The sequence below is a fragment of the Nocardioides sp. genome, assembly GCF_051876515.1.
In the GTDB taxonomy this organism is placed as follows: Bacteria; Actinomycetota; Actinomycetes; order Propionibacteriales; family Nocardioidaceae; genus Nocardioides.
This window is the reverse complement of the sequence record NZ_JBJEHY010000151.1, coordinates 1-19,268: the sequence shown is the minus strand read 5'-3', so window position 1 is coordinate 19,268 and position 19,268 is coordinate 1. Positions and strand designations below refer to the sequence as shown.

Annotated in this window: 15 protein-coding genes, 1 tRNA gene and 1 pseudogene; 10 read left to right on the top strand and 7 right to left on the bottom strand. The window is 71.4% G+C overall.

From position 1 onward, the window contains the following. The first annotated feature begins 111 nt into the window (after nt 1-111). On the top strand, nt 112-690 hold the full coding sequence (locus tag ACI379_RS11515) for a TetR/AcrR family transcriptional regulator (protein ID WP_439792231.1): 579 nt from the start codon (nt 112-114) through the stop codon (nt 688-690). 26 nt (nt 691-716) lie between these two features. On the opposite strand, the gene ACI379_RS11510 is transcribed toward ACI379_RS11515, so the two are convergent. Genes ACI379_RS11510 through ACI379_RS11500 form a run of 3 tightly spaced genes read right to left on the bottom strand, consistent with a single transcriptional unit; the run spans nt 717 to nt 4,678 of the window. After that, nucleotides 717-1,307 (bottom strand): DNA-3-methyladenine glycosylase I, encoded by a 591-nt coding sequence (locus ACI379_RS11510; RefSeq protein ID WP_439792230.1) that lies wholly within the window; start codon nt 1,305-1,307, stop codon nt 717-719. A 45-nt stretch (nt 1,308-1,352) separates the two neighbouring features. After that, nucleotides 1,353-2,348, bottom strand: a complete 996-nt coding sequence (locus tag ACI379_RS11505; RefSeq protein ID WP_439792229.1) for a pirin family protein — start codon at nt 2,346-2,348, stop codon at nt 1,353-1,355. Then, nucleotides 2,345-4,678 carry an FdhF/YdeP family oxidoreductase gene (locus ACI379_RS11500; RefSeq protein WP_439792228.1) on the bottom strand — a complete coding sequence of 778 codons (2,334 nt, stop codon included), beginning with the start codon at nt 4,676-4,678 and terminating at the stop codon, nt 2,345-2,347. The genes ACI379_RS11505 and ACI379_RS11500 overlap by 4 nt, the downstream gene beginning before the upstream one ends. A 125-nt stretch (nt 4,679-4,803) precedes the next feature. Here ACI379_RS11500 and ACI379_RS11495 point away from each other — a divergent pair, with 125 nt between their 5' ends. Beyond that, nucleotides 4,804-6,510, top strand: coding sequence for a sulfatase family protein (locus ACI379_RS11495; protein ID WP_439792227.1), 1,707 nt, complete (start codon nt 4,804-4,806; stop codon nt 6,508-6,510). Between the two features lie 8 nt (nt 6,511-6,518). Here the strand turns inward: ACI379_RS11495 and ACI379_RS11490 are convergent, their stop codons facing one another. Then, on the bottom strand, nt 6,519-7,781 hold the full coding sequence (locus ACI379_RS11490; RefSeq protein WP_439792226.1) for a multidrug effflux MFS transporter: 1,263 nt from the start codon (nt 7,779-7,781) through the stop codon (nt 6,519-6,521). A 68-nt stretch (nt 7,782-7,849) separates the two neighbouring features. Here ACI379_RS11490 and ACI379_RS11485 point away from each other — a divergent pair, with 68 nt between their 5' ends. Together ACI379_RS11485 and ACI379_RS11480 are read left to right on the top strand one after the other, a co-directional pair. Beyond that, nucleotides 7,850-8,683, top strand: a complete 834-nt coding sequence (locus tag ACI379_RS11485) for a hypothetical protein (protein WP_439792225.1) — start codon at nt 7,850-7,852, stop codon at nt 8,681-8,683. 4 nt (nt 8,684-8,687) lie between these two features. Further along, on the top strand, nt 8,688-9,371 hold the full coding sequence (locus tag ACI379_RS11480) for a histidine phosphatase family protein (RefSeq protein ID WP_439792224.1): 684 nt from the start codon (nt 8,688-8,690) through the stop codon (nt 9,369-9,371). 18 nt (nt 9,372-9,389) lie between these two features. On the opposite strand, the gene ACI379_RS11475 is transcribed toward ACI379_RS11480, so the two are convergent. Further along, nucleotides 9,390-10,733, bottom strand: coding sequence for an MFS transporter (locus ACI379_RS11475; RefSeq protein WP_439792223.1), 1,344 nt, complete (start codon nt 10,731-10,733; stop codon nt 9,390-9,392). A 184-nt stretch (nt 10,734-10,917) separates the two neighbouring features. Here ACI379_RS11475 and ACI379_RS11470 point away from each other — a divergent pair, with 184 nt between their 5' ends. From ACI379_RS11470 to ACI379_RS11455, 4 genes are all read left to right on the top strand, one after another. Next, nucleotides 10,918-12,852, top strand: a complete 1,935-nt coding sequence (locus ACI379_RS11470; RefSeq protein ID WP_439792222.1) for a hypothetical protein — start codon at nt 10,918-10,920, stop codon at nt 12,850-12,852. Between the two features lie 37 nt (nt 12,853-12,889). Further along, nucleotides 12,890-13,645, top strand: coding sequence for a helical backbone metal receptor (locus ACI379_RS11465; RefSeq protein WP_439792221.1), 756 nt, complete (start codon nt 12,890-12,892; stop codon nt 13,643-13,645). 77 nt (nt 13,646-13,722) lie between these two features. Beyond that, a complete protein-coding gene (locus ACI379_RS11460) occupies nt 13,723-14,061 on the top strand; it encodes a helix-turn-helix transcriptional regulator (RefSeq protein WP_439792220.1) in 339 nt (112 codons plus the stop codon). Continuing rightward, on the top strand, nt 14,051-15,358 hold the full coding sequence (locus tag ACI379_RS11455) for a type II toxin-antitoxin system HipA family toxin (RefSeq protein WP_439792219.1): 1,308 nt from the start codon (nt 14,051-14,053) through the stop codon (nt 15,356-15,358). Before ACI379_RS11460 ends, ACI379_RS11455 begins: the two co-directional genes overlap by 11 nt. A gap of 90 nt (nt 15,359-15,448) precedes the next feature. Here the strand turns inward: ACI379_RS11455 and ACI379_RS11450 are convergent. Continuing rightward, a tRNA-Tyr gene (locus ACI379_RS11450) sits at nt 15,449-15,531 on the bottom strand. Between the two features lie 116 nt (nt 15,532-15,647). On the opposite strand from ACI379_RS11450, the gene ACI379_RS11445 reads away from it, so the two are divergent. Together ACI379_RS11445 and ACI379_RS11440 are read left to right on the top strand one after the other, a co-directional pair. Then, nucleotides 15,648-16,139 carry a YajQ family cyclic di-GMP-binding protein gene (locus tag ACI379_RS11445; protein ID WP_439792218.1) on the top strand — a complete coding sequence of 164 codons (492 nt, stop codon included), beginning with the start codon at nt 15,648-15,650 and terminating at the stop codon, nt 16,137-16,139. 339 nt (nt 16,140-16,478) lie between these two features. Beyond that, nucleotides 16,479-18,767 (top strand): immune inhibitor A domain-containing protein, encoded by a 2,289-nt coding sequence (locus tag ACI379_RS11440; protein ID WP_439792217.1) that lies wholly within the window; start codon nt 16,479-16,481, stop codon nt 18,765-18,767. A gap of 74 nt (nt 18,768-18,841) precedes the next feature. On the opposite strand, the pseudogene ACI379_RS11435 reads toward ACI379_RS11440, so the two are convergent. Further along, a pseudogene (locus ACI379_RS11435) lies at nt 18,842-19,268 on the bottom strand (hypothetical protein); the annotation flags it as partial.

Sequence of the window (19,268 nt, the reverse complement as noted above, 5' to 3'; positions counted from 1 at the left end):
CTTAAATCAACACCGTGTCTCGATTAGAGGCATGATGGACGGGGCATGGTCCACAGAACGCACAGGTCCAGACCATGCGACCACGCTGGTCCGGAACTGGTAGGAGGACCCATGGACACTCGCCGTCGACAGCGCGCCGGAGGGCGCAGCGAGCAGGTGCGGGAGGCGGTGGCCCATGCGGTGCTCGACCACCTCGCCGAGGGCCGGATCACCTTCACCACCGTCGAGATAGCCGAGCGGGCCGGCGTCAGCCGCGCCACCATCTACCGCTGGTGGCCCACCCACGCCGCCCTGCTGGCCGAGGCGCTCACCGAGCACGCACGCAGCATCGAGGTGCCCGACACGGGCTCGTGGTCCGGCGACCTACGCGCCTTCGCGCACACCGTGGCGAAGTTCGCCGCCGCGCCGATCGAGGTCGGCCTCTCCCGCGTCATGGCCTCCGGCGCCCATCCCGACTTCAACGCCACCGTGATCGACCACTACGGCCCCGCGCTCACCGGGTGGGCCGTCATGGTCGACCGCGCCGTGCAGCGCGGCGAGGCGTCGACGCGGCACAGTGCCACCACGGTGATGAACGTCCTGCTGGCGCCACTATTCCTCGCCCCGCTCACCACCGGTCGGGGCGCCGACCCGGGGATCGTGGACGCGCTGGTCGACGTCGTCCTGGACGCCACGGCACCCCCGGACTGAGCCGTCCCGACGACCGTCGACCCCGCTCAGGGCTGGCCGGCCCCCCGACGGTGGCACCCCTCGAGGTGGTCGTCGACGAGCCCCGTGGCCTGCATGAGGGCGTACATCGTGGTGGGTCCGACGTGCGCGAACCCGGCCTTCTTGAGCGCCCTGGACAGCGCGAGCGACTCCGGCGTGCTGGCCGGGACGTCGCCCACCACGCGCGGGGCCGGGCCCGGCTCGGGACGGTGCGCGAGCACCATGGCCTCCAGCCCACCGTCGGTGCGCAGGGCCACCGCAGCGCGGGCGTTGGTCACCGCCGCGTCGATCTTGCGACGGTTCCGCACGATCGAGGCGTCACCCATCAGCCGTTCGACGTCGTGCTCGTCGAACCGGGCCACCGTGTCCACGTCGAAGTCCGCGAACGCCGCCCGGAAGGCGGGGCGCTTGAGCAGGATCGTGCGCCACGACAGACCCGACTGGAACGCCTCCAGCGTGAGCCGCTCGAACCAGGCCGCCTCACCCGCCACGCGCACGCCCCACTCCGCGTCGTGGTAGTCGCGCTCGTCGTCGTGGTGCGTGGCCCAGGGACACCTGGCCAGACCGTCGGGACCCGTCACCGCCGTCAGTTCACCCATGCCGGCATCCTGCAGCACGGGTCCGACAGTGCGCGGCCCGACGCCTCAGCGGCGCTCGCGCAGTCGTACGTTGGGCAGCACGGGCGCCGGGAGCGGCGCCAACTCCTCACCGGCCACCACGCCGAACCGTCCCGGGGCCACCGACTGCGCACCCGCCACCACCGAGCCGTCCGCGGTCACCTGCTCCTGCCACTCGGCCCGGAACTCCACGATCTCATCGTGGCTGCGGCCGATGAAGTTCCACCACATCACGATCGCCTCGCCGAACGGCTCCCCACCCAGCACCATCAGGCGGGACTCCTCGCGGGCGTGCAGGCGTACCGTCCGGGTCCCGGGGGCGACGTAGGCCAGCTCGCCGGGCTTGACCTCGGCACCGTCGACCTCGAGGGAGCCGACGTCCAGCAGGAGACCGTGCTCGTGGGCGGGGTCGAGCGGCACGTCGAGCGTGGCGCCGCCGGCCAGCATCACCTCGGCGCCCACCAGGGGCGTGAAGGTGCGTACCGGCGAGGTCGAGCCGAGGAGCGAACCGACCAGCACCCGCGCCTCCCAGCCCGGCCCACGGACCGGCTCGGGCACGTGGTGCTCGAAGCCGGGCTCGACGTCACGACTGGCGTCGGGAAGCGCGACCCACAGCTGCACACCGTGCAGCACGTCGGTGCCGGCGGTCGAGACCTCCGAGTGGCTGATCCCGTGCCCGGCCGTCATGAGGTTGACCTCGCCGGGCAGGACCATCGCCTGGTTGCCGGCGGAGTCGCGGTGCTGGATCTCTCCGGCGAACAGCCAGCTGAGCGTCTGCAGGCCCGTGTGCGGGTGCGGCGCGACCTTCATCCCGCCGGTGTCGGCGACCCGGTCGGGACCGTAGTGGTCGATGAAGCACCAGGCACCGATGAGCGAGCGGCCTCGCAGCGGCAGCGTGCGGCGCACCAGCATCGCCCGTGGGCCACCCAGCGGCACCTCACGTGGTTGGACCACCTCGACCGCGACGTCGCGGTCACCGCAGACGAGGTCCATCTCCTCGGGCGTGGATTCCGGGTTGCTCATGGCGACGACTGCTCCGTTCGGGCCGACTCCAGCCGCACCACCACCGACTTCGAGGCGGGGGTACGGCTCCCGTCGGCGAAGTGGTCCAGGGGAACCAAAGGGTTCGTCTCCGGATAGTAGGCCGCCGCGCAACCTCGCGGTTGCTGATGGGCAACGATCCGGAAACGACGGGCGAACCGTTCGACGACCTCACCGGTGACCGCGTCGGGCCACTCCCCCACCAGGTCGACCCAGTCGCCCTCGGAGAAGCCGAGGTCGGTGATGTCGTCTGGGTGGACGAAGACGACCTGACGCCCGCCCTTGATGCCACGGTAGCGGTCGTCGAGGCCGTAGATGGTGGTGTTGAACTGGTCGTGCGAGCGCAGCGTCTGCAGCAGCAGCCGCCCGTCGGGCACCTCCAGCACGCTCAGCGGCGAGACCGAGATGACGGCCTTGCCGGGGGCGGTGGGGAACGTACGGCTGTCGCGCGGCGGGTGCGGCAGCACGAACCCGCCGGGGGCGTCGACGAGCTCGTCGAACTGCTCGCAGCCGGGGACCACGCGGGCGATCCGGCGGCGGATCTCCGTGTAGTCGCCGCGCAGCAGCTCCCACGGGACCGGGTGCTCGGCCCCCAGCGTGGCGATCGCGACGCTGCACACGACGTCCACCTCGGAGCGCAGGCGCGGCGAGGCCGGCTCCAGCGGACCGCGGGAGGTGTGGACGGCCGACATCGAGTCCTCGACGCTGATCCGCTGCTCCCGGCCGCCGGTGCGGTCGACCTCGCTGCGTCCCAGGACCGGCAGGATCAGCGCCTCGCGCCCCGTGACGACGTGCGAACGGTTGAGCTTGGTCGAGACCTGGACGGTCAGGGCCGCGTTGCGCATCGCGGCCTCGGTGACCTCCGTGTCCGGGCTCGCGGCCACGAAGTTGCCGCCGAGCGCGAAGAAGACGTCGGCGTCACCGTCGCGCAGGGCCTCGATCGCGCCGACGGTGTCGTACCCGTGGTGGGCGGGCGGGTCGAAGCCGAACTCGGCCCGGATCCCCTCCAGCAGCGCGGCCGGGGGCCGTTCCCAGATCCCCATCGTCCGGTCGCCCTGCACGTTGGAGTGGCCGCGGACCGGGCACAGGCCGGCACCGGGACGCCCGATGTTGCCCTGCAGCAGGGCGACGTTGACGATCTCCTTGATCGTGGCCACCGAGTTGCGGTGCTGGGTGATCCCCATCGCCCAGCAGGTGATGGTGGCCGGCGAGTCGCGGAACATCTCCGCCGCCTCGGTGACCTGGGCGCGACTCAGACCGGTCGCGCGCTCCACCTCGGCCCAGTCCAGGTCGGCCACGTGGGCCGCGTACGCCTCGAACCCGACCGTGTGCTCGGCCAGGAAGTCGCGGTCGAGGGCGTCCCACTCCACCAGCAGCGCGCCGATCGCCTGGAACAGCGCCAGGTCGCCGTTGACCCGTACGGGCAGGTGCAGGTCGGCCAGGGCCGTCCCGTGGCCGACCACGCCGCGCGGGCGCTGCGGGTTCTTGAACCGCACCAGGCCCGGCTCGGCCAGCGGGTTGACCGCCAGGATCCTCGCGCCGTTGGCCTTGGCCTTCTCCAGCGCGGACAGCATCCGCGGGTGGTTGGTGCCCGGGTTCTGGCCCACCACGACGATGAGCGAGGCCGTGTGGACGTCCTCGATGCTGACCGACCCCTTGCCGATCCCGATCGTCTCGACCAGGGCGGTGCCGCTCGACTCGTGGCACATGTTGGAGCAGTCCGGCAGGTTGTTCGTCCCGTACGCCCGGACGAACAGCTGGTACGTGAACGCGGCCTCGTTGGACGCCTTGCCGGAGGTGTAGAAGATCGCCCGGTCGGGCGAGTCGAGCGCGCGGAGGCGCGTGCCGACCAGGTCGAAGGCCTCGTCCCAGCCGATCGGCGTGTAGTGGGTGGCGCCCTCGCGCAGCACCACCGGCTCGGTGAGGCGCCCCTGCTTGCCGAGCCACCACTCGGACTTCCCGGCCAGGTCGGCGACGGAGTGGGTGGCGAAGAACTCTGCGTCCAGCAGCTGCCGGGTCGCCTCCTCCGCGACGGCCTTGGCGCCGTTCTCGCAGAACTCCGCGGCGTGCCGGTGCTCGGGGTCCGGCCACGCACAACCCTGGCAGTCGAACCCGTCGACCTGGTTGATGCGCGTGAGGGCCTCCGCGGCGCGGCGCGGGCCCATCTGACCGACCGCCCGGCGCAGGGCCACCGCGACCCCGGTGACGCCCGCCACCGCCTCGGGCGGGGAGGAGACCTCGACGTCGGTGTCCACCGCGTCGGCGACGGGGACGCCGCGCAGACGATTGCGCCATGAAGTGAAGGGGCTCACCCCCACATCCTGCCCGGTGGGTGGCGTACTCGTGGCACGTCCTTGTGGACACCTGTCAAGATGCACGCGGTTCTCGGCGCACGCAGGGGATCACGTGAAGCCCTGTCCACCTGCTTGGAGTACCCGTGGCACGCACCTCTGGACAGCGACGCTCCGTGCGTCGCGGAGCCCTGGTCCTCGCCGTCCTCGCCTGCTGCACGGCCCTGGTCGGATCCTCGCTGAGCGTGCGGCACGACGGGCCGCCGACCGCTGCCGCCTCGCCGGGGGCGCAGCCGCGCGCCGAGGTGGACCAGTCCACGGCCGCGACCCCCGCGACGACCTCCGCGCAGCGCGCCACGAACCGCCCCAACCTGCTCGTCATCACCGTCGACGACATGCGTGAGGACGACCTCCGCTTCATGCCGCACACCCGTCGCCTCATCGGCTCCGAGGGGGTGCGCTTCAACAACGCGTTCGCGCCCCACCCGCTGTGCTGCCCCTCGCGCTCCTCCTTCCTGACCGGCCAGTACACCCACAACCACAAGGTCTGGTCGCACATCGACCCGTGGGGGTTCACCGCCCTGGACGACGCCGAGACGCTGCCCGTGTGGCTGCAGCGCGACGGCTACCGCACCGCGTTCATCGGCAAGTACCTCAACGGGTACGGCCGCCAGCCGGCGCCGGACGGCTCGTCGGACACCTCCCTGACCTACGTCCCGCCGGGCTGGTCGAGGTGGCAGGGGTCCCTGGACGGAGGGTTCGAGGCCGGCGACCCCCGCTCGGGCGGCACGTACCGCTACTTCGACACCACGTTCAACCACGACGGCGCCATCGACCCGTACCCGGGCCGCTACTCCACGCGCGTGGCTGGCGACATGACCCAGCAGGTCCTCGACGAGAGCGCCGGATCTCCGTCACCGTTCTTCCTGTGGGTCAACTACGTGGCTCCGCACGCCGGTGGCCCCGCCGAGCCCGACGACCCGCAACCCGTGGTCCGCGGCGACCGGACCTTCTCCTTCCCCACCCCGGCCCGGCCCGCCAAGGTCAGGGGCCGGTTCGACTGGAAGGTCCGACAGGCGCCTGGAGCCTCGGGCGAGGCCGACGTCAGCGACAAGCCGTACTTCATCCGCGCCCTGCCCCCGCTGAACCGCGCGGAGAGGCTGGCCCTGCGTGCGGTGACCAGGCAGCGCGCCGAGGCCCTCTCCGTGGTCGACCATCAGGTCAGGCGCACGATCGACACGCTCGCCAACGCCGGACAGCTCAAGAACACCGTCGTCATGTTCACCTCCGACAACGGCTACTTCCTCGGTGAGCACCGCCTGCGCGGCGGCAAGCTGCTGCCGTACGAGCCCTCCATCGCCGTGCCCCTGCTGGTGCGCGGGCCCGGCGTGCCGCGCGGGCAGGTCCGCCAGGACCCCTTCATCTCCGCCGACTTCGCGCCGACGCTGCTCAGCGCGGGCGGAGTCAGCGTGCAGCAGACTCTGGACGGCGCGGACATGTGGGGCGTCATCCGTGACGGCGACCGCGGGTGGCGACGCGGCGTGCTCACCGACTCGGGCCCCCGCGGCCTGGTCGGCGAGAACGGCGAGAACGCGCTGGAGGTCCCCCCGACGGCGGACGACAACCTCCGATTCTCCATCGGTGTGCGCGCGGCCCGGTGGCTCTACGTGCGGCACGCCAACGGCGAGGTCGAGTTGTACGACATGCGGTACGACCCCGGGCAGCTGACCAACGTGGCCGGACGGCCCTGGTTCGCCAGGGTCGAGGAGCGGCTGGGCGCCGAGCTGGCCCGTTTGCGCAACTGCGAGGGAGCCGAGTGCTCCGAGCCGATGCGCGCGGACCTGCAGGGCTGAGCGACTCCCTACATCAAGTCAGTGGGCTCGAGCTCCTCCGGGCGCCGTGGCACGGCGGTGTCACGGGTCTCGATCGCCAGGTGCCACGACCAGAACAGCAGGCCGAGCACGACCATCGACACCGCGGTCACCGCGAACCCGAGCGCGCTCTCGCCCACCACCGGGGTCACCAGCGAGGCGACGGTCGCGTTGAGGACGAGGGTCAGGAAGGACCCGCCGGAGACCGCGGCGCCGCGGCGCTCGGGGAACAGGTCGAGCATCATGAGGTTGAGGGTCGGGTAGAGCATCCCGTTGCCCAGCGCGACCAGGGTGGGCCCGACCATCGCCCAGGGCAGCACGCCCTCCGGCGCCCCGACGGCGAGCGGTACGCCGACCACGCCCCCGGCGAGGGCCACGGTGAAGCCCAGGCTCACCAGGCGACGCCCGGAGATCCTGCCCGCGGCGCGGCCGGAGATCCACGAGCCGATGACCATGCCGCCGATCATCGGCGCGAAGAAGACCCAGAAGTCGAGCTCGCCGAGGCCGAGCACGTCGACGACGAAGATCGAGGCTCCCCCGATGTAGAGGAACTGCGCGCCGAACGCGAACGACGCGGCCGGGGCGACGCGCGCGAAGGCGGGGTTGCGGGCGACGGCGCCCAGCCCGCTGACGACCTGCCCCACGGCCAGCGGCGTACGGCGCTCGCGGGGGTGCGACTCGGGGATGACGAGGACGGTGGTGACGATGAGCGCCACCCCTAGGCCGGCCATCAGCCAGAAGACCACCGGCCAGGGTCCGACCTGCAGCACCAGCCCACCCACGACCGGGGCGATCGCAGGCGCCAGGCCGAAGATCATCGCGACCCGGCTCATCAGCCGCTGCGCCTGGTCCCCCTCGTACAGGTCCCGGATGATCGTGCGACTCACGATGGTGGCGCCGCCGGCGAACAGGCCCTGCAGCACGCGGAAGACGAGCAGCACCGCCAGGTTGGGCGAGAAGGCTGCCCCGATGCAGGCCAGGACGTACAGGGAGACCGAGACGACGATGACGGGCCGGCGCCCGACGGCGTCGGAGATGGGGCCGTGGAACAGGCTCATCGCCGCGAAGGCGAGGAGGTACGTGGTGACCACCAGCTGCATCTGCTGCGTCGAGGCGCCGAACTCCGCTCGCATCTGCGCGAACGCGGGGAACGGGGTGTCGATGCTGAACGGGCCGATCATCGAGAGCATCGCCAGGGCGATCGGGATGCCCACCATGGCCCGGCGGCTGTTCAGGTCGATCGGTCTGCTCACCGACGGAGCCTAACGGGGACCGGTCGTCGCGCCCCGACCTGGGACGCGCGGCTGGCTAGGCTGGAGGCGTGACCCCAGCGCCCGGCTCCACCGCCACCGACGACCTCCCCGCCACCTGGCTGGGGCTCTTCCACGACACCTCCGTGTGGGACCGCGAGGGCGACGTCGGGGGCCGGCTCGACGCCCTCGGACAGGGTGGGGCCGTGGGCTCGGTCTGTGTCAGCGAGGACCAGCTCCCCGACGTGCCCGAGGGCGCCGCCCGGATCCGCGTCGCCGCTCGCGGGGGCGCGGGCGTGGTCCCCGGCGTGGCGCGCCTCGCTGCCCGCCGCGACGTGGACCTCGTCGGTCTGGACGTGGCCCTGCGCGACGAGGACGACCTCGCCTCCAACGCCCGTCGCGTCCTGGCCGCCGTGGACGCCGCCCGCGCCGAGGGTGACCTGGCCGAGGAGACACCGGTGCACCTGGTGCTGCCCGCCGGCCCCGCCTCGTACGGCTGGCTCGCGGCCGCCGACGTCGCGGCCGAGGCTGAGCTGGGGGTGGGGCTGCGGACGGGTGGTGCGCAGGACGTCGGCGAGGTCGCCTCCTGGATCGACGCCGCCCTCGACCGCGGCGTCCCGTTCGTCGGCGTCGACGGGCCGGCGCACGCCGTCACCGGACCCGCTGGCGCAGGGTTCGCGAACCTCCTGCTCGCCACCGCCGCGCTGTGGGACGGCGCGGGCGCCGAGGCCGCGACGCAGCTGCTCGCGACGACGGACGCCACCGCGGTGGCCGGGCTGCTCACCGAGCGGGGCGACGACCTCGTACGCGCCCGCCGCTGGTTGGTCTCCCTGGCCTGCCCCGACCCGTCCGCGCTGGCGCCGGCACTCGCCGGGGTCGGCGTGCCGGGGCACTCACTAGGCTGAGCCCGTGCGACTCCTGCTCATGCGACACGGCCAGACCCACGCGAACGTCTCCGGACAGCTCGACACCGCCCACCCGGGCCTCGACCTGACCGCGCTGGGCCAGCGCCAGGCGACCGCCGCGGCCCAGGCCCTCGGCGAGTCCTCGATCGAGAGCATCTACGTGTCGAGCCGGGTCCGCACCCACCAGACGGCCGCGCCGTCGGCGCAGGTTCGTCGGTACGCGCCGACCGAGATGGCCGGCCTGGAGGAGATCCAGGCGGGCGACTTCGAGATGCTCAACGACGCCGAGTCCATCCACGGCTACATCGCGACGGTCACGTCGTGGATCAGCGGCGACCTCGCCGTCCGCATGCCCGGCGGGGAGACCGGCCACCAGTTCCTGGAGCGGTACGACGCGGCGATCGAGCGGATCGTCCAGGCCGGTCACGACGCCGCGATGGTGGTCAGCCACGGGGCGGCCATCCGCACCTGGACCGCTGCCCGCATGCTGGCCGGGTCGGTGATCCCCAACCCGACGTCGCCGCTGCACAACACCGCGCTCATCGTGCTGGAGGGCGACCACCGCAGCGGCTGGCGGCTGGAGGAGTGGCACGGCGAGCCGTACGGCGGGGCGTTCCTCGACGACTCCTCCGCCCTCGACCCGACCGCCGTGGCGGACGCCGGCCAGGCTGCCGAGCAGGCCGACTGAGTCACGCCGCCCGGCGCGTCACAGCCCCTCGGTACCGATGCCGGGGTGCACGAACGGCCGACCGGCCCTCATCTGCTCCACCGCTCCGGGGTGCACCCGCTCGAGGTGGGCGATCGCGCGACGGCGGAAGCGGAGCACCTGGACCACGCCGAACGCCCAGAAGACGTACTGCACCGCCAGCGCGGCCCGGAAGTCGTCCAGGTCGTAGGCGTCCATGCCGCCCGGCTCGCTGAGGTCCAGGACGATCCCGATCAGGGCCATGACGCACAGCGAGGCCACGAAGCCACCCACGTTGACCAGGCCGTTGGCCCGGCCGATCGCCTGCACCGGGGTGAAGCTGCGGGCCAGGTCGAAGCCGAGCATCGAGGTGGGTCCACCGATGCCGGTCACGCAGACCAGCACGACCAGCAGCCACGTGGGTGACGGCTCGTCGCGCAGCAGGACCACGGTCCACACCGTCGCGATGGCCGCGACGACCGCGACGACGGTCCACGAGCGCCAGAACGGGAACCGGGCGGTGACCGCGCCGAGGACGAGGCCGCTGACGATCACGAAGCCGGTCATCACCATGAGCAGGTTGCTGGCCGCCGCCGGGCTCCAGCCCTGCCCCTGCACCAGGAACGGGAACCCCCACAGCAGCGCGAAGACGGTGGCGGAGAACTGCGAGACGAAGTGCGACCACATGCCCAGGCGGGTGCCCGGGTTGCCCCACACGGTCTTCATCGACTCCACCAGGGCGCGCAGCTTGACCTCCGTGGCGCCGTCGGAGCGGTACGGGGTGTCCTTGACCAGGGCGAGCACCAGGACCAGCAGCACCACGCCCACGCTCGAGACCGCGGCGAAGGTACGGGTCCACCCGAGCTGGTGCAGCATCCAGGTGAGCGGTGCGGCGGCCACGATGGCGCCCAGCTGCCCCGTGAGCCCGGTGAGCTGCGTGACCATCGGTGCCTGCCGGACGAGGAACCACAGCGTCACCAGCCGGATCACGCTGACGAAGACCAGCGCGTCGCCGGCGCCCAGCACGGCGCGTGCGAGGACCGCGACGGCGAAGTGCTCCGCGAACGCGAAGACCAGCTGCGAACCGGTCATCAGCACGAGTCCGGCCAGCAGCATCGCCCGCGAGCCGAACCGGTCGAGCAGGACGCCGACGGGCACCTGCATGCCCGCGTAGACGACGAGCTGCAGGACGGTGAAGAACGACAGGCTGGTCGCGTTGATGTCGAAGCGGTCGGCCGCGAGCAGGCCGGCGACACCGAGCGAGCTGCGGTGGAAGACGGCCAGGAAGTAGACCGCGAGGGCGACCAGCCAGATCACCCACGCGCGCCGGCGTCCGATGTCGTGGACCAGCTCGGGCTGACTCACCGGACCACCTCGCGCACGCACCTCTCCTGAGTGGCGCGCCTGCGCCTCCGTCCAGTATGCGGCGGTCTGGACCGGAGCCGCGCTCCGGGGGTTTACCGCAACTTCACCGATGCGGACTGTCGGTGGTCCGCGACAGGGTGGGAGAACCGCTCCGGCGCCAGCCGACTTCTCGAGGGAGCCCGTCATGACCGACCCGTACGCCACCGCCCCGCTCGAGTGCGACCTGGTCATGAAGGGTGGTGTGACCAGCGGGATCATCTACCCCAGCGCGGTGTGCGAGCTCGCCCGGACGTACCGCTTCCGCGCCGTGGGTGGCGCCTCCGCGGGCGCGATCGCCGCGGCTGCGACGGCCGCCGCGGAGTACGGCCGCGCCAGCGGCGGCTTCGACCGGCTCCAGGCGCTGCCGGGTGACCTGACGCAGGTCCACGCCAACCACCGCTCGACCCTGTTCAACCTGTTCCAACCGGCGCGTGCGCAACGACGGCCGTTCCGGGTGCTCTGCGCCCACCTCCTGCACAAGGGCCGCTCGGGGGCTGTGGCGACCGGACTCGCCGCGGCGCGGGCGTACTGGGCGCGGAGCGCGGTGTGGGGTGTCGCGGTGCTGGGTCTGGCGTGGGCGGGGTTCGCCTCGGGCAGCGGGTGGGGCGTCACCGTCGCCGTCGCGGCGCTGCTCGGCCTGCTTCCGGTGGGCTGGTGCGTGCTCGTCGGGCTGGGGCTGGTGCGCGACGTGGGCCGCAGCGAGCGGTTCGGTCTCGTCACCGGCATGCCGGACCCGCGTGCCGACGCGCCCGACCGGCCGCCCGCCCTGACCGAGTGGTTGCACGGGCAGCTGCAGTCCCTGTCGGGGCGCAGCACGTCCGACGCGCCGCTGACGTTCGCCGACCTCGACGACGCCGGGGTCGAACTGCGGATGATGACGACCAACCTGACCCGCGGCCAGCCGACGACGATGCCGTGGTCCAACCAGCTCTACTACTTCGAAGAGCGCGTCTTCAGACAGCTCTTCCCCGCTGACGTCGTCGACTGGATGGTGGCTCACCCGGCTCCCCCGTCCGGGACCGAGCGCGAACAGGCCGGCCGACGCATCTCGCGCGCCCTGTCCCGGCCCCTGCACCCGTGGCCGGCCCCAGGCGACCTGCCGGTGCTCGTCGCCGCGCGGATGTCGCTGAGCTTCCCCGGCCTGATCCAGGCGGTGCCGGTGCACGCCGCCGACCCGACCGCACCACGCACGCAGGCGCTGCGGGCCGAGATCGAGCACTGGCTGGTGACGCACTGGGACGAGGGGGCCGACGTCGACGAGCTCGTCGAGCGGGCCCGGCACGACCTGGAGGAGGTGCCGCGCGAAGTGAACTGGTTCTCCGACGGGGGCATCTGCACCAACCTGCCGGTCCACATGTTCGACTCCCCGATTCCCACCCGCCCGACGTTCGCGGTCAACCTCGATTCGTACGGCCCGCACCGCTCAGCGTCTGCCGACGAGGCCGACAACTCCTACCTCGCCCAGGACTCGGGCGGCGGGCGGTTCCGGCCGTGGCGCACGCTGACCCCGGGCACCCCGGCCGGGCTGCTGGGCTTCGGCGGCGCCGTGCTGGGCACCGCGCGCCGGTGGGTCGACGACCAGCAGATGACGATGCCGGGATACCGGGGCCGGGTGGTCACGATCTTCCACAGCGCCGACGAGGGCGGGCTCAACCTCGAGATGGAACGCTCGGTGGTCGAGGCCCTCGTGGCCCGCGGGGAGGGCGCCGGCGCCCGTCTGGTGGCGCGCTTCGCCGGTGAGCGTCCCGGCGAGGTCGACGCACCCGGGTGGACCGCCCACCGCTGGACGCGGCTGCGGATCTCCCTGTCGGCCTACCAGCGCTGGGTCACCGGCTACGCCCGGTCGTACGCGGACACCGACGGGGCGCGGACCACGTACCCGGGCCTGTTCGAGCTGTCGGTCAAGGACCTGACCGCGTACCGCCCCGGACGCGCGAGCCGGGCGGTGCTCGACGCGCGTGCCGCTGTCCTGGCCGCCTCGGCGCCCGCGTGGAAGGACCCGGTCATCCGCGACCGCACCCCCGCCCCGGCGCCGGTGCTGCGGCTGACCACCGAGCTGGACGAGTCGAACCTGACGTGAGACCGGCCGGGTGCGGGGCCTTGGCTACGGTGACCCGATGGTGAACCGCCCGCCGTCCCCCGCCCCTCTCGACGACCTCGGGACCCCGTACGACGGTCCCTCGCCGGCCCGACGAGTCGTGTCGCTGGTGCCGTCCCTGACCGAGGCGCTGGTGTCGGTGGACCGCGGCGCGGTGATGGGCGCGACGGACTGGTGCACCCACCCGGCGGACCTCGACGTGCCACGGGTGCGGGGCACCAAGAACCCGGACCTCACGGCTGTTGCGGCGCTGGCGCCCGACGTCGTGGTGGCCAACAAGGAGGAGAACAGGGAGCTGGACGTGCGCCGGATGCGCGAGGCCGGGCTGCGGGTGTGGGTGACCGACATCCGTACGGTCCCGGACGCCGTGGACTCGATGGAGCGGCTCCTCGACGGCCTGGGGTGGGCGCGGCCGGCGTGGCTGGGCCGGGCGCGTGAGCTGTGGTGCGGCCCGCTGCCGCCGGTCACGCGTCGGGTGGCGGTGCCGATCTGGCGCGACCCGTGGATGGTGGTCGGCTCGGACACCTTCACCTCCGACCTGGTGCGCCGGCTCGGCTGGGACAACGTGTACGCCACCTCCCCCGACCGGTACCCGGCCGTCGACCTGGCCGACCTCGACGCCAGCGGCGCGGACGTGGTGCTCCTGCCCGACGAGCCGTACGTCTTCACCGCCGATGACGGCCCCGAGGCGTTCCGTACGCCCACCGAGCTGGTCAGTGGACGACTCCTGACCTGGTACGGGCCCGCGCTGGTCGAGGCGGCCTCACTGGCTTGATGGGTGCATAAAAATAGTGCTTTAGACCCCCTACTGTTACTTTTTGAAGTGAAGACCATCGGGAGTACGCGAGACGGGTGGAGGTGGGCATGGAGCGGCACTATCGAGAAGCGACCAAGGACGCCCTCGTCACGCTCGGCGCACAGATCGCTGCGGCGCGCCGCGAGCTGAGCTGGACCGCGGCTGAGCTGGCCTCACGACTGGGCGTGAGCCAGGGCGTGGTGCGACGCATGGAGTCAGGCGAACCGAGCACGAAGATCGGCACTGTCCTCGAAGCAGCAGTCCTCACCGGAGTCCCCCTGTTCGGCGAGGACCTGACGACGCGGGCGCTCGCCCGGCGTGACGCGACAGCTCGGCTGGCGCTGCTGCCTGCACGCGTGAGAACCCACACCCGGGCGGCGGACGATGACTTCTGACCAACCGGCACCGCAGAGGGTGTTCGTGTGGGTGTGGCTGCCCGGCTCGCAGGTACCGGTGGTCGCTGGCGCGGTCGACGAGCTCGAGGCCACCGGACGACTGACGTTCACGTACGCGCGCAGTTACCGCGCACGCAGCGATGCAGTTCCTCTGTTCACCCCGGAACTCCCGCTCGTGGCTGGACGCTTCGACCCGGGACGACCCGGCACCTTGCCCGACGGCAGCCGGAACACGTACTGGCGCGGCTCCCCGGACCCTCAGTCGCGCTCCGCCCTGGACGTTCACGGGTGCCTGCGGGACTCGGCCCCCGATGCGTGGGGCCGGCGCGTCATCAACCTGGCCAAGGCCCGCGACCCCGAGGCAGTGCTCGACGAACGGACCTACTGGTTGGACTCCAACTCCGACCGGATCGGAGCCCTGGACTTCCAGCTGTCCCCCACCGACTACGTGCCGCGCGGTGGGTCGGCGTCCCTGGAGGAGCTGCAGGCCATGACCGCCCGGGTGGAGGCCGGGCTCCCGGTGCCACCCGACCTGCTGGCGGCCGCTGGGCACGGAACGTCGATCGGCGGGGCTCGGCCGAAGGCGCTGCTCGAGGATGCCGACGGGCACCACGTCGCGAAGTTCCACTCCTCGACTGACGTTCGACCCGTGGTGCAGGCAGAGGCGGTCGCCATGCTGTTGGCAGCGGAGGCCGGAGTGGAGGTCGCTCCCGTGCGTGTCGAGATGCACCAGAACCGTCCGGCACTGCTCGTCGAACGCTTCGACCGCGCGGACGGCTGCCGACGGATGATGGTCTCAGCCTTGACCGTGCTGGGGTTGCGGGAGGCGGAGGCTCGCTACGCCTCGTACACGATGCTCGCCGAGGCGATGATGTCGTCAGGCTGGGCCGACGGGGCACAGCAGATGACTGAGCTCTTCACCCGGGCTGCCGTCAACGTCGCAGTGGGGAACACCGACGACCACCTTCGCAACCACGCCGCGTTCTTCGACGGGCACCAGTTGCGGTTGACGCCTGCCTACGACGTCTCGCCCCAGCCCCGGAACACCAGCATCGCCTCGCACGCGATCTCATTCGACACCGGGGGGCCGAGGCTCTCCCGGTTCGCTGACCTGGTCGCTGCGGCACCAGCCTTCCGACTGACTCAGGCTCACGCCAGGGAGATCGTCGACCACGTCGTGGAGGTGGTCACCCAAGGGTTCGCCGCGGCGTGCGACGCCGCCATGTTGACGCGGGCGCAGGCCACCATGCTGTGGGGCCGGGAGTTCCTGAACCGGTCGGTCTTCTACACCGATTAGACCCTGCCCTCGCCCGACAGGACGCGCAAGCGCTGACCGAGCCCACAAACACCACTGGCCCCCGCGACTCGCGGGGGCCAGTGTCGTGTGTGGCAGGTGAAGGATTCGAACCTTCGAAGGCGTAAGCCGACGGATTTACAGTCCGCTCCCATTGGCCGCTCGGGCAACCTGCCTCCGCTGTGACCTCGCCTTGGCGAGATGACAACAAGACGGAACAATAGCGGAGCAGCACACCGACACGAAACCGCGGGGTCCCACAGGGGTTGGGCCTCGCCCAGGAAGGCAGAAGATGGCTGACTCGAGCTTCGACATCGTGAGCAAGATCGACCGGCAGGAGGTCGACAACGCCCTCGGCCAGGCGGCACGCGAGATCGCCACCCGTTTCGACTTCAAGGGCACCGGCGCCACCATCGAGTGGAAGGGCGAGCAGGCGATCGAGATCTCGGCCAGCGCGGACGACCGCGCCTCCGCCGTCCTCGACGTCTTCAAGGGCAAGCTCGTCAAGCGCGACGTCTCCCTCAAGGTCCTCGACGCCTCCGAGCCGCGCCAGTCCGGCCAGGTCTCCAAGATCGACATCGCGCTCAAGGAGGGCATCTCCTCGGAGGACGCCAAGAAGATCTCCAAGCTGATCCGCGACGAGGGCCCCAAGGGCGTCAAGGCGCAGATCCAGGGCGACGAGCTGCGCGTGTCGTCCAAGAAGCGCGACGACCTGCAGGCCGTCATCGCCCTGGTCAAGGGCCAGGACTACGAGTTCGCGGTGCAGTTCACCAACTACCGCTGATTCCCGCACCGGCGCCGTACGGCCCCGGCTGAGCCGCGTCCTGGCGACCGGCCGGCCGGGGCCGACGCCGTTCACGGATCGGACCACGAGCGCCCAGGTCACAGATTTCCCCCACCTGCGCACTGCCCAGATCCGCACGAAAGGCCTAGTGTCCAAGATCACAGGCGGCTACAGCCGTCTGCTTCTCGGAAGAAGGAACGAATCGTGCGATCCATCAACGCCGGTCTCGGCTTGACCCTGGTCGCGGGCGTAGGGCTGATTGCCCTCCCCCCTGCCACGGGCGCGCCGGCACCCACCACCTCATCGGTCAGCGAGGCTCACGCCGCCAACCCTGACCACATGCTGCCCAACCCGCGGGCAGAGAAGCAGAACATGCTCCGCCGGGAGGCATGGGCAGACGTGCTCAGCGGCGAGGCCAAGCCGCAGGTCATCAACGGCAACCGGGTGCTCAAGGTCGGCCGGGAGCCCCTGTCCCGCCGCGCCACCACCCGCCACGGCAAGCGCGCCAGCCAGGACCAGTACGTGGAGCTCTCCAACGAGCGCACGGACAAGGTGTTCGTGCTGCTGGTGGAGTTCGGCAACGAGCGCCACCCGAACTACCCCGACCAGGACACCTCGCCCGACTACGCGGGTCCCACGCGCTTCGACGGACCGCTCTTCAACGAGATCCCCGCGCCCGGGCCCGACGACAACTCGACGCAGTGGAACGCCAACTACGACAAGGCGTACTACGAGAACCTCTACTTCGGTGAGGGCGACGGCGTCGAGTCCCTCAAGACGTACTACGAGCGTCAGTCGTCCGGCCGCTACAGCGTCGAGGGCATGGTCACCGACGTCGTGAAGGTCCGCTACAACCAGGCCCGCTACGGCCGCGGCAACGGCTACCCGTGCAACGCGAGCAACTGCACCAACGTGTGGAACCTGGTCTCCGACGGCATGACCCAGTGGGTCGCCGACCAGAAGGCGGCCGGCAAGACCGACGCACAGATCAAGGCGATCGTCTCCGAGTACGACAAGGTCGACCGCTACGACTTCGACGGTGACGGCAACTTCGACGAGCCCGACGGCTACCTCGACCGCCTGCAGATCATCCACGCGGGTGGCGACCAGGCCGACGGTGACCCGTACTACGGCGAGGACGCCATCTGGAGCCACCGCTGGAAGGTCTTCCAGAACCTCATCGGCACCCAGGGCCCCGCGGGCAACCTCGACGGCGGCACGCAGATCGGCAACACCGGCATCTGGGCCGCGGACTACACCGTGCAGCCCGAGAACGGCGGCATCTCGGTGGTCGCCCACGAGTACGGCCACGACCTCGGCCTGCCGGACCACTACGACACCGTCGCCTCCGGGGACAACCCGGTGAGCTGGTGGACGCTGATGGCCCAGAGCCGTGTCTCCGCGGCCGGCGACCAGGGCATCGGCACCCGAGCGGCCGACCTCGGCGTGTGGGACAAGCTCCAGCTCGGCTGGCTCGACTACGAGACCGTCGTGGCGGGGCAGAAGAAGACCATCGACCTGGGCCCGCACGAGTACAACACCAAGCGCGCCCAGGGGCTGGCCGTGGTCCTGCCCGACAAGGAGACCGTCACCCAGCTGCCCACGCCCACCGAGGGCACCAAGCAGTGGTGGAGCGGCAGCGACAACAACTACTCCGCGACGCTGTCCCGCGCTGACATCGCCGTCCCCGCCGGGGGCGCGAAGCTCGACCTGCAGACGGCGTACAACATCGAGGAGGACTACGACTACGCGTGGTTCGAGGTCGAGTCGCCGGCTGGCAGCGGCAACTGGATCCAGGTGGACGCGGGCATCGACCCCGACACCGACGCCGACGCGGACGAGATCGGCATCGACGGCACCTCCGCCGGGTACGTGCCGGTGTCGGTCGACCTGACCCCGTACGCCGGCACGACCGTCGGCTTCCGGGTCCGCTACCTCACCGATGGTGGCTACCTCGGCCAGGACCAGTCGCTGGGCTGGTCGGGCATCTTCGTCGACGACGTCAAGGTCACCGACGCCAGCGGTGCGGTGATCCTCGCCGACGGCGCGGAGAACCCGCCCAACGGCTGGACCGTGGACGGCTTCACCTCGGTGGGCAGCAGCAAGTCGGTGATGAGCGACCGGTTCTACCTGGCCAGCCACCGCGCGTACGTCTCCTACGACAAGTACCTCAAGACCGGCCCGTACAACTTCTCGTTCGCGGACCGGCCCGACTTCGTGGAGAAGTTCCCGTACCAGGACGGCCTGCTGGTCAACTACTGGGACGCGGCGTACACGGACAACAACACCAGCCAGCACCTGGGCGAGGGCCTCGTGCTGCCGGTGGACGCCAACCCGCAGGCGCACTACAACCTGCAGGGCACGCCGTGGCGTGGACGGATCCAGAACTACGACGCCCCGTTCGGGCTGCAGAAGTCTGACTCGTTCTACCTGTACTCGGGTGGACGACGCAGCTACATCCGCGGCGCCTCGGCCAAGCCGGTGTTCGACGACTCCGACCCGAACCGCTACTTCCAGCCGTTCGTGGACGCGGGTCTGCCGCGCATCGGCGTGAAGGTCGCGGGCGTGGGCGTCAAGATCCGGGTCCTGTCGCAGAACGGGACCAAGATGCGGGTCCGCGTCTCCTGACGCCGACCTCGAGCCGGTAGTACCGGCAACCCCACAGCGAGGGCCGGGAGCACCAGCTCCCGGCCCTCGTCACGTCACTTCTGCAGCAGGCTGGTGATCCGCGTCGCCCGCACCAGCGAGCCCTCGCAGCCCGTCGCGGTGAGGTCGGGGGCCCCCACCACGAGGACGGACTCCCCCTCGGTGAGCTTCTCGGCGCCGGCTCCCTGGACCGTCCACGTGATGCCGTTGCTGTCGCGGACCACCACGCAGTCGCCCGTACGGACCACCTCCCCGGTGACGCGGACCTTCTGCGCTGGTCCGCTCGGCGGAGTCGTCGGCGGGTTCGTGCGCGTCGAGGTCGGCGGCGTGGAGGTGCTCTCGGGCGTGGGCGTCGTACGCCCGGCCGTCCCCGGGTCCTCGTCACCGCAACCGCCCACGGCGAGCAGGAGAAGCGCCGCGAGGGCGCCGGTGGCGAGGCGGAGGCGGACGCCAGTCATGGGGGTGGGACGTCCCGGCCACCCC

Excerpts from the sequence above, each read along its gene's own strand:
- ACI379_RS11515 (WP_439792231.1), top strand. The coding sequence starts at position 112 with ATGGACACTCGCCGTCGACAGCGCGCCGGAGGGCGCAGCGAGCAGGTG.
- ACI379_RS11510 (WP_439792230.1), bottom strand. The coding sequence starts at position 1,307 with ATGGGTGAACTGACGGCGGTGACGGGTCCCGACGGTCTGGCCAGGTGT.
- ACI379_RS11505 (WP_439792229.1), bottom strand. The coding sequence starts at position 2,348 with ATGAGCAACCCGGAATCCACGCCCGAGGAGATGGACCTCGTCTGCGGT.
- ACI379_RS11470 (WP_439792222.1), top strand. The coding sequence starts at position 10,918 with ATGACCGACCCGTACGCCACCGCCCCGCTCGAGTGCGACCTGGTCATG.
- ACI379_RS11465 (WP_439792221.1), top strand. The coding sequence starts at position 12,890 with ATGGTGAACCGCCCGCCGTCCCCCGCCCCTCTCGACGACCTCGGGACC.
- ACI379_RS11455 (WP_439792219.1), top strand. The coding sequence starts at position 14,051 with ATGACTTCTGACCAACCGGCACCGCAGAGGGTGTTCGTGTGGGTGTGG.
- ACI379_RS11445 (WP_439792218.1), top strand. The coding sequence starts at position 15,648 with ATGGCTGACTCGAGCTTCGACATCGTGAGCAAGATCGACCGGCAGGAG.
- ACI379_RS11440 (WP_439792217.1), top strand. The coding sequence starts at position 16,479 with ATGCTGCCCAACCCGCGGGCAGAGAAGCAGAACATGCTCCGCCGGGAG.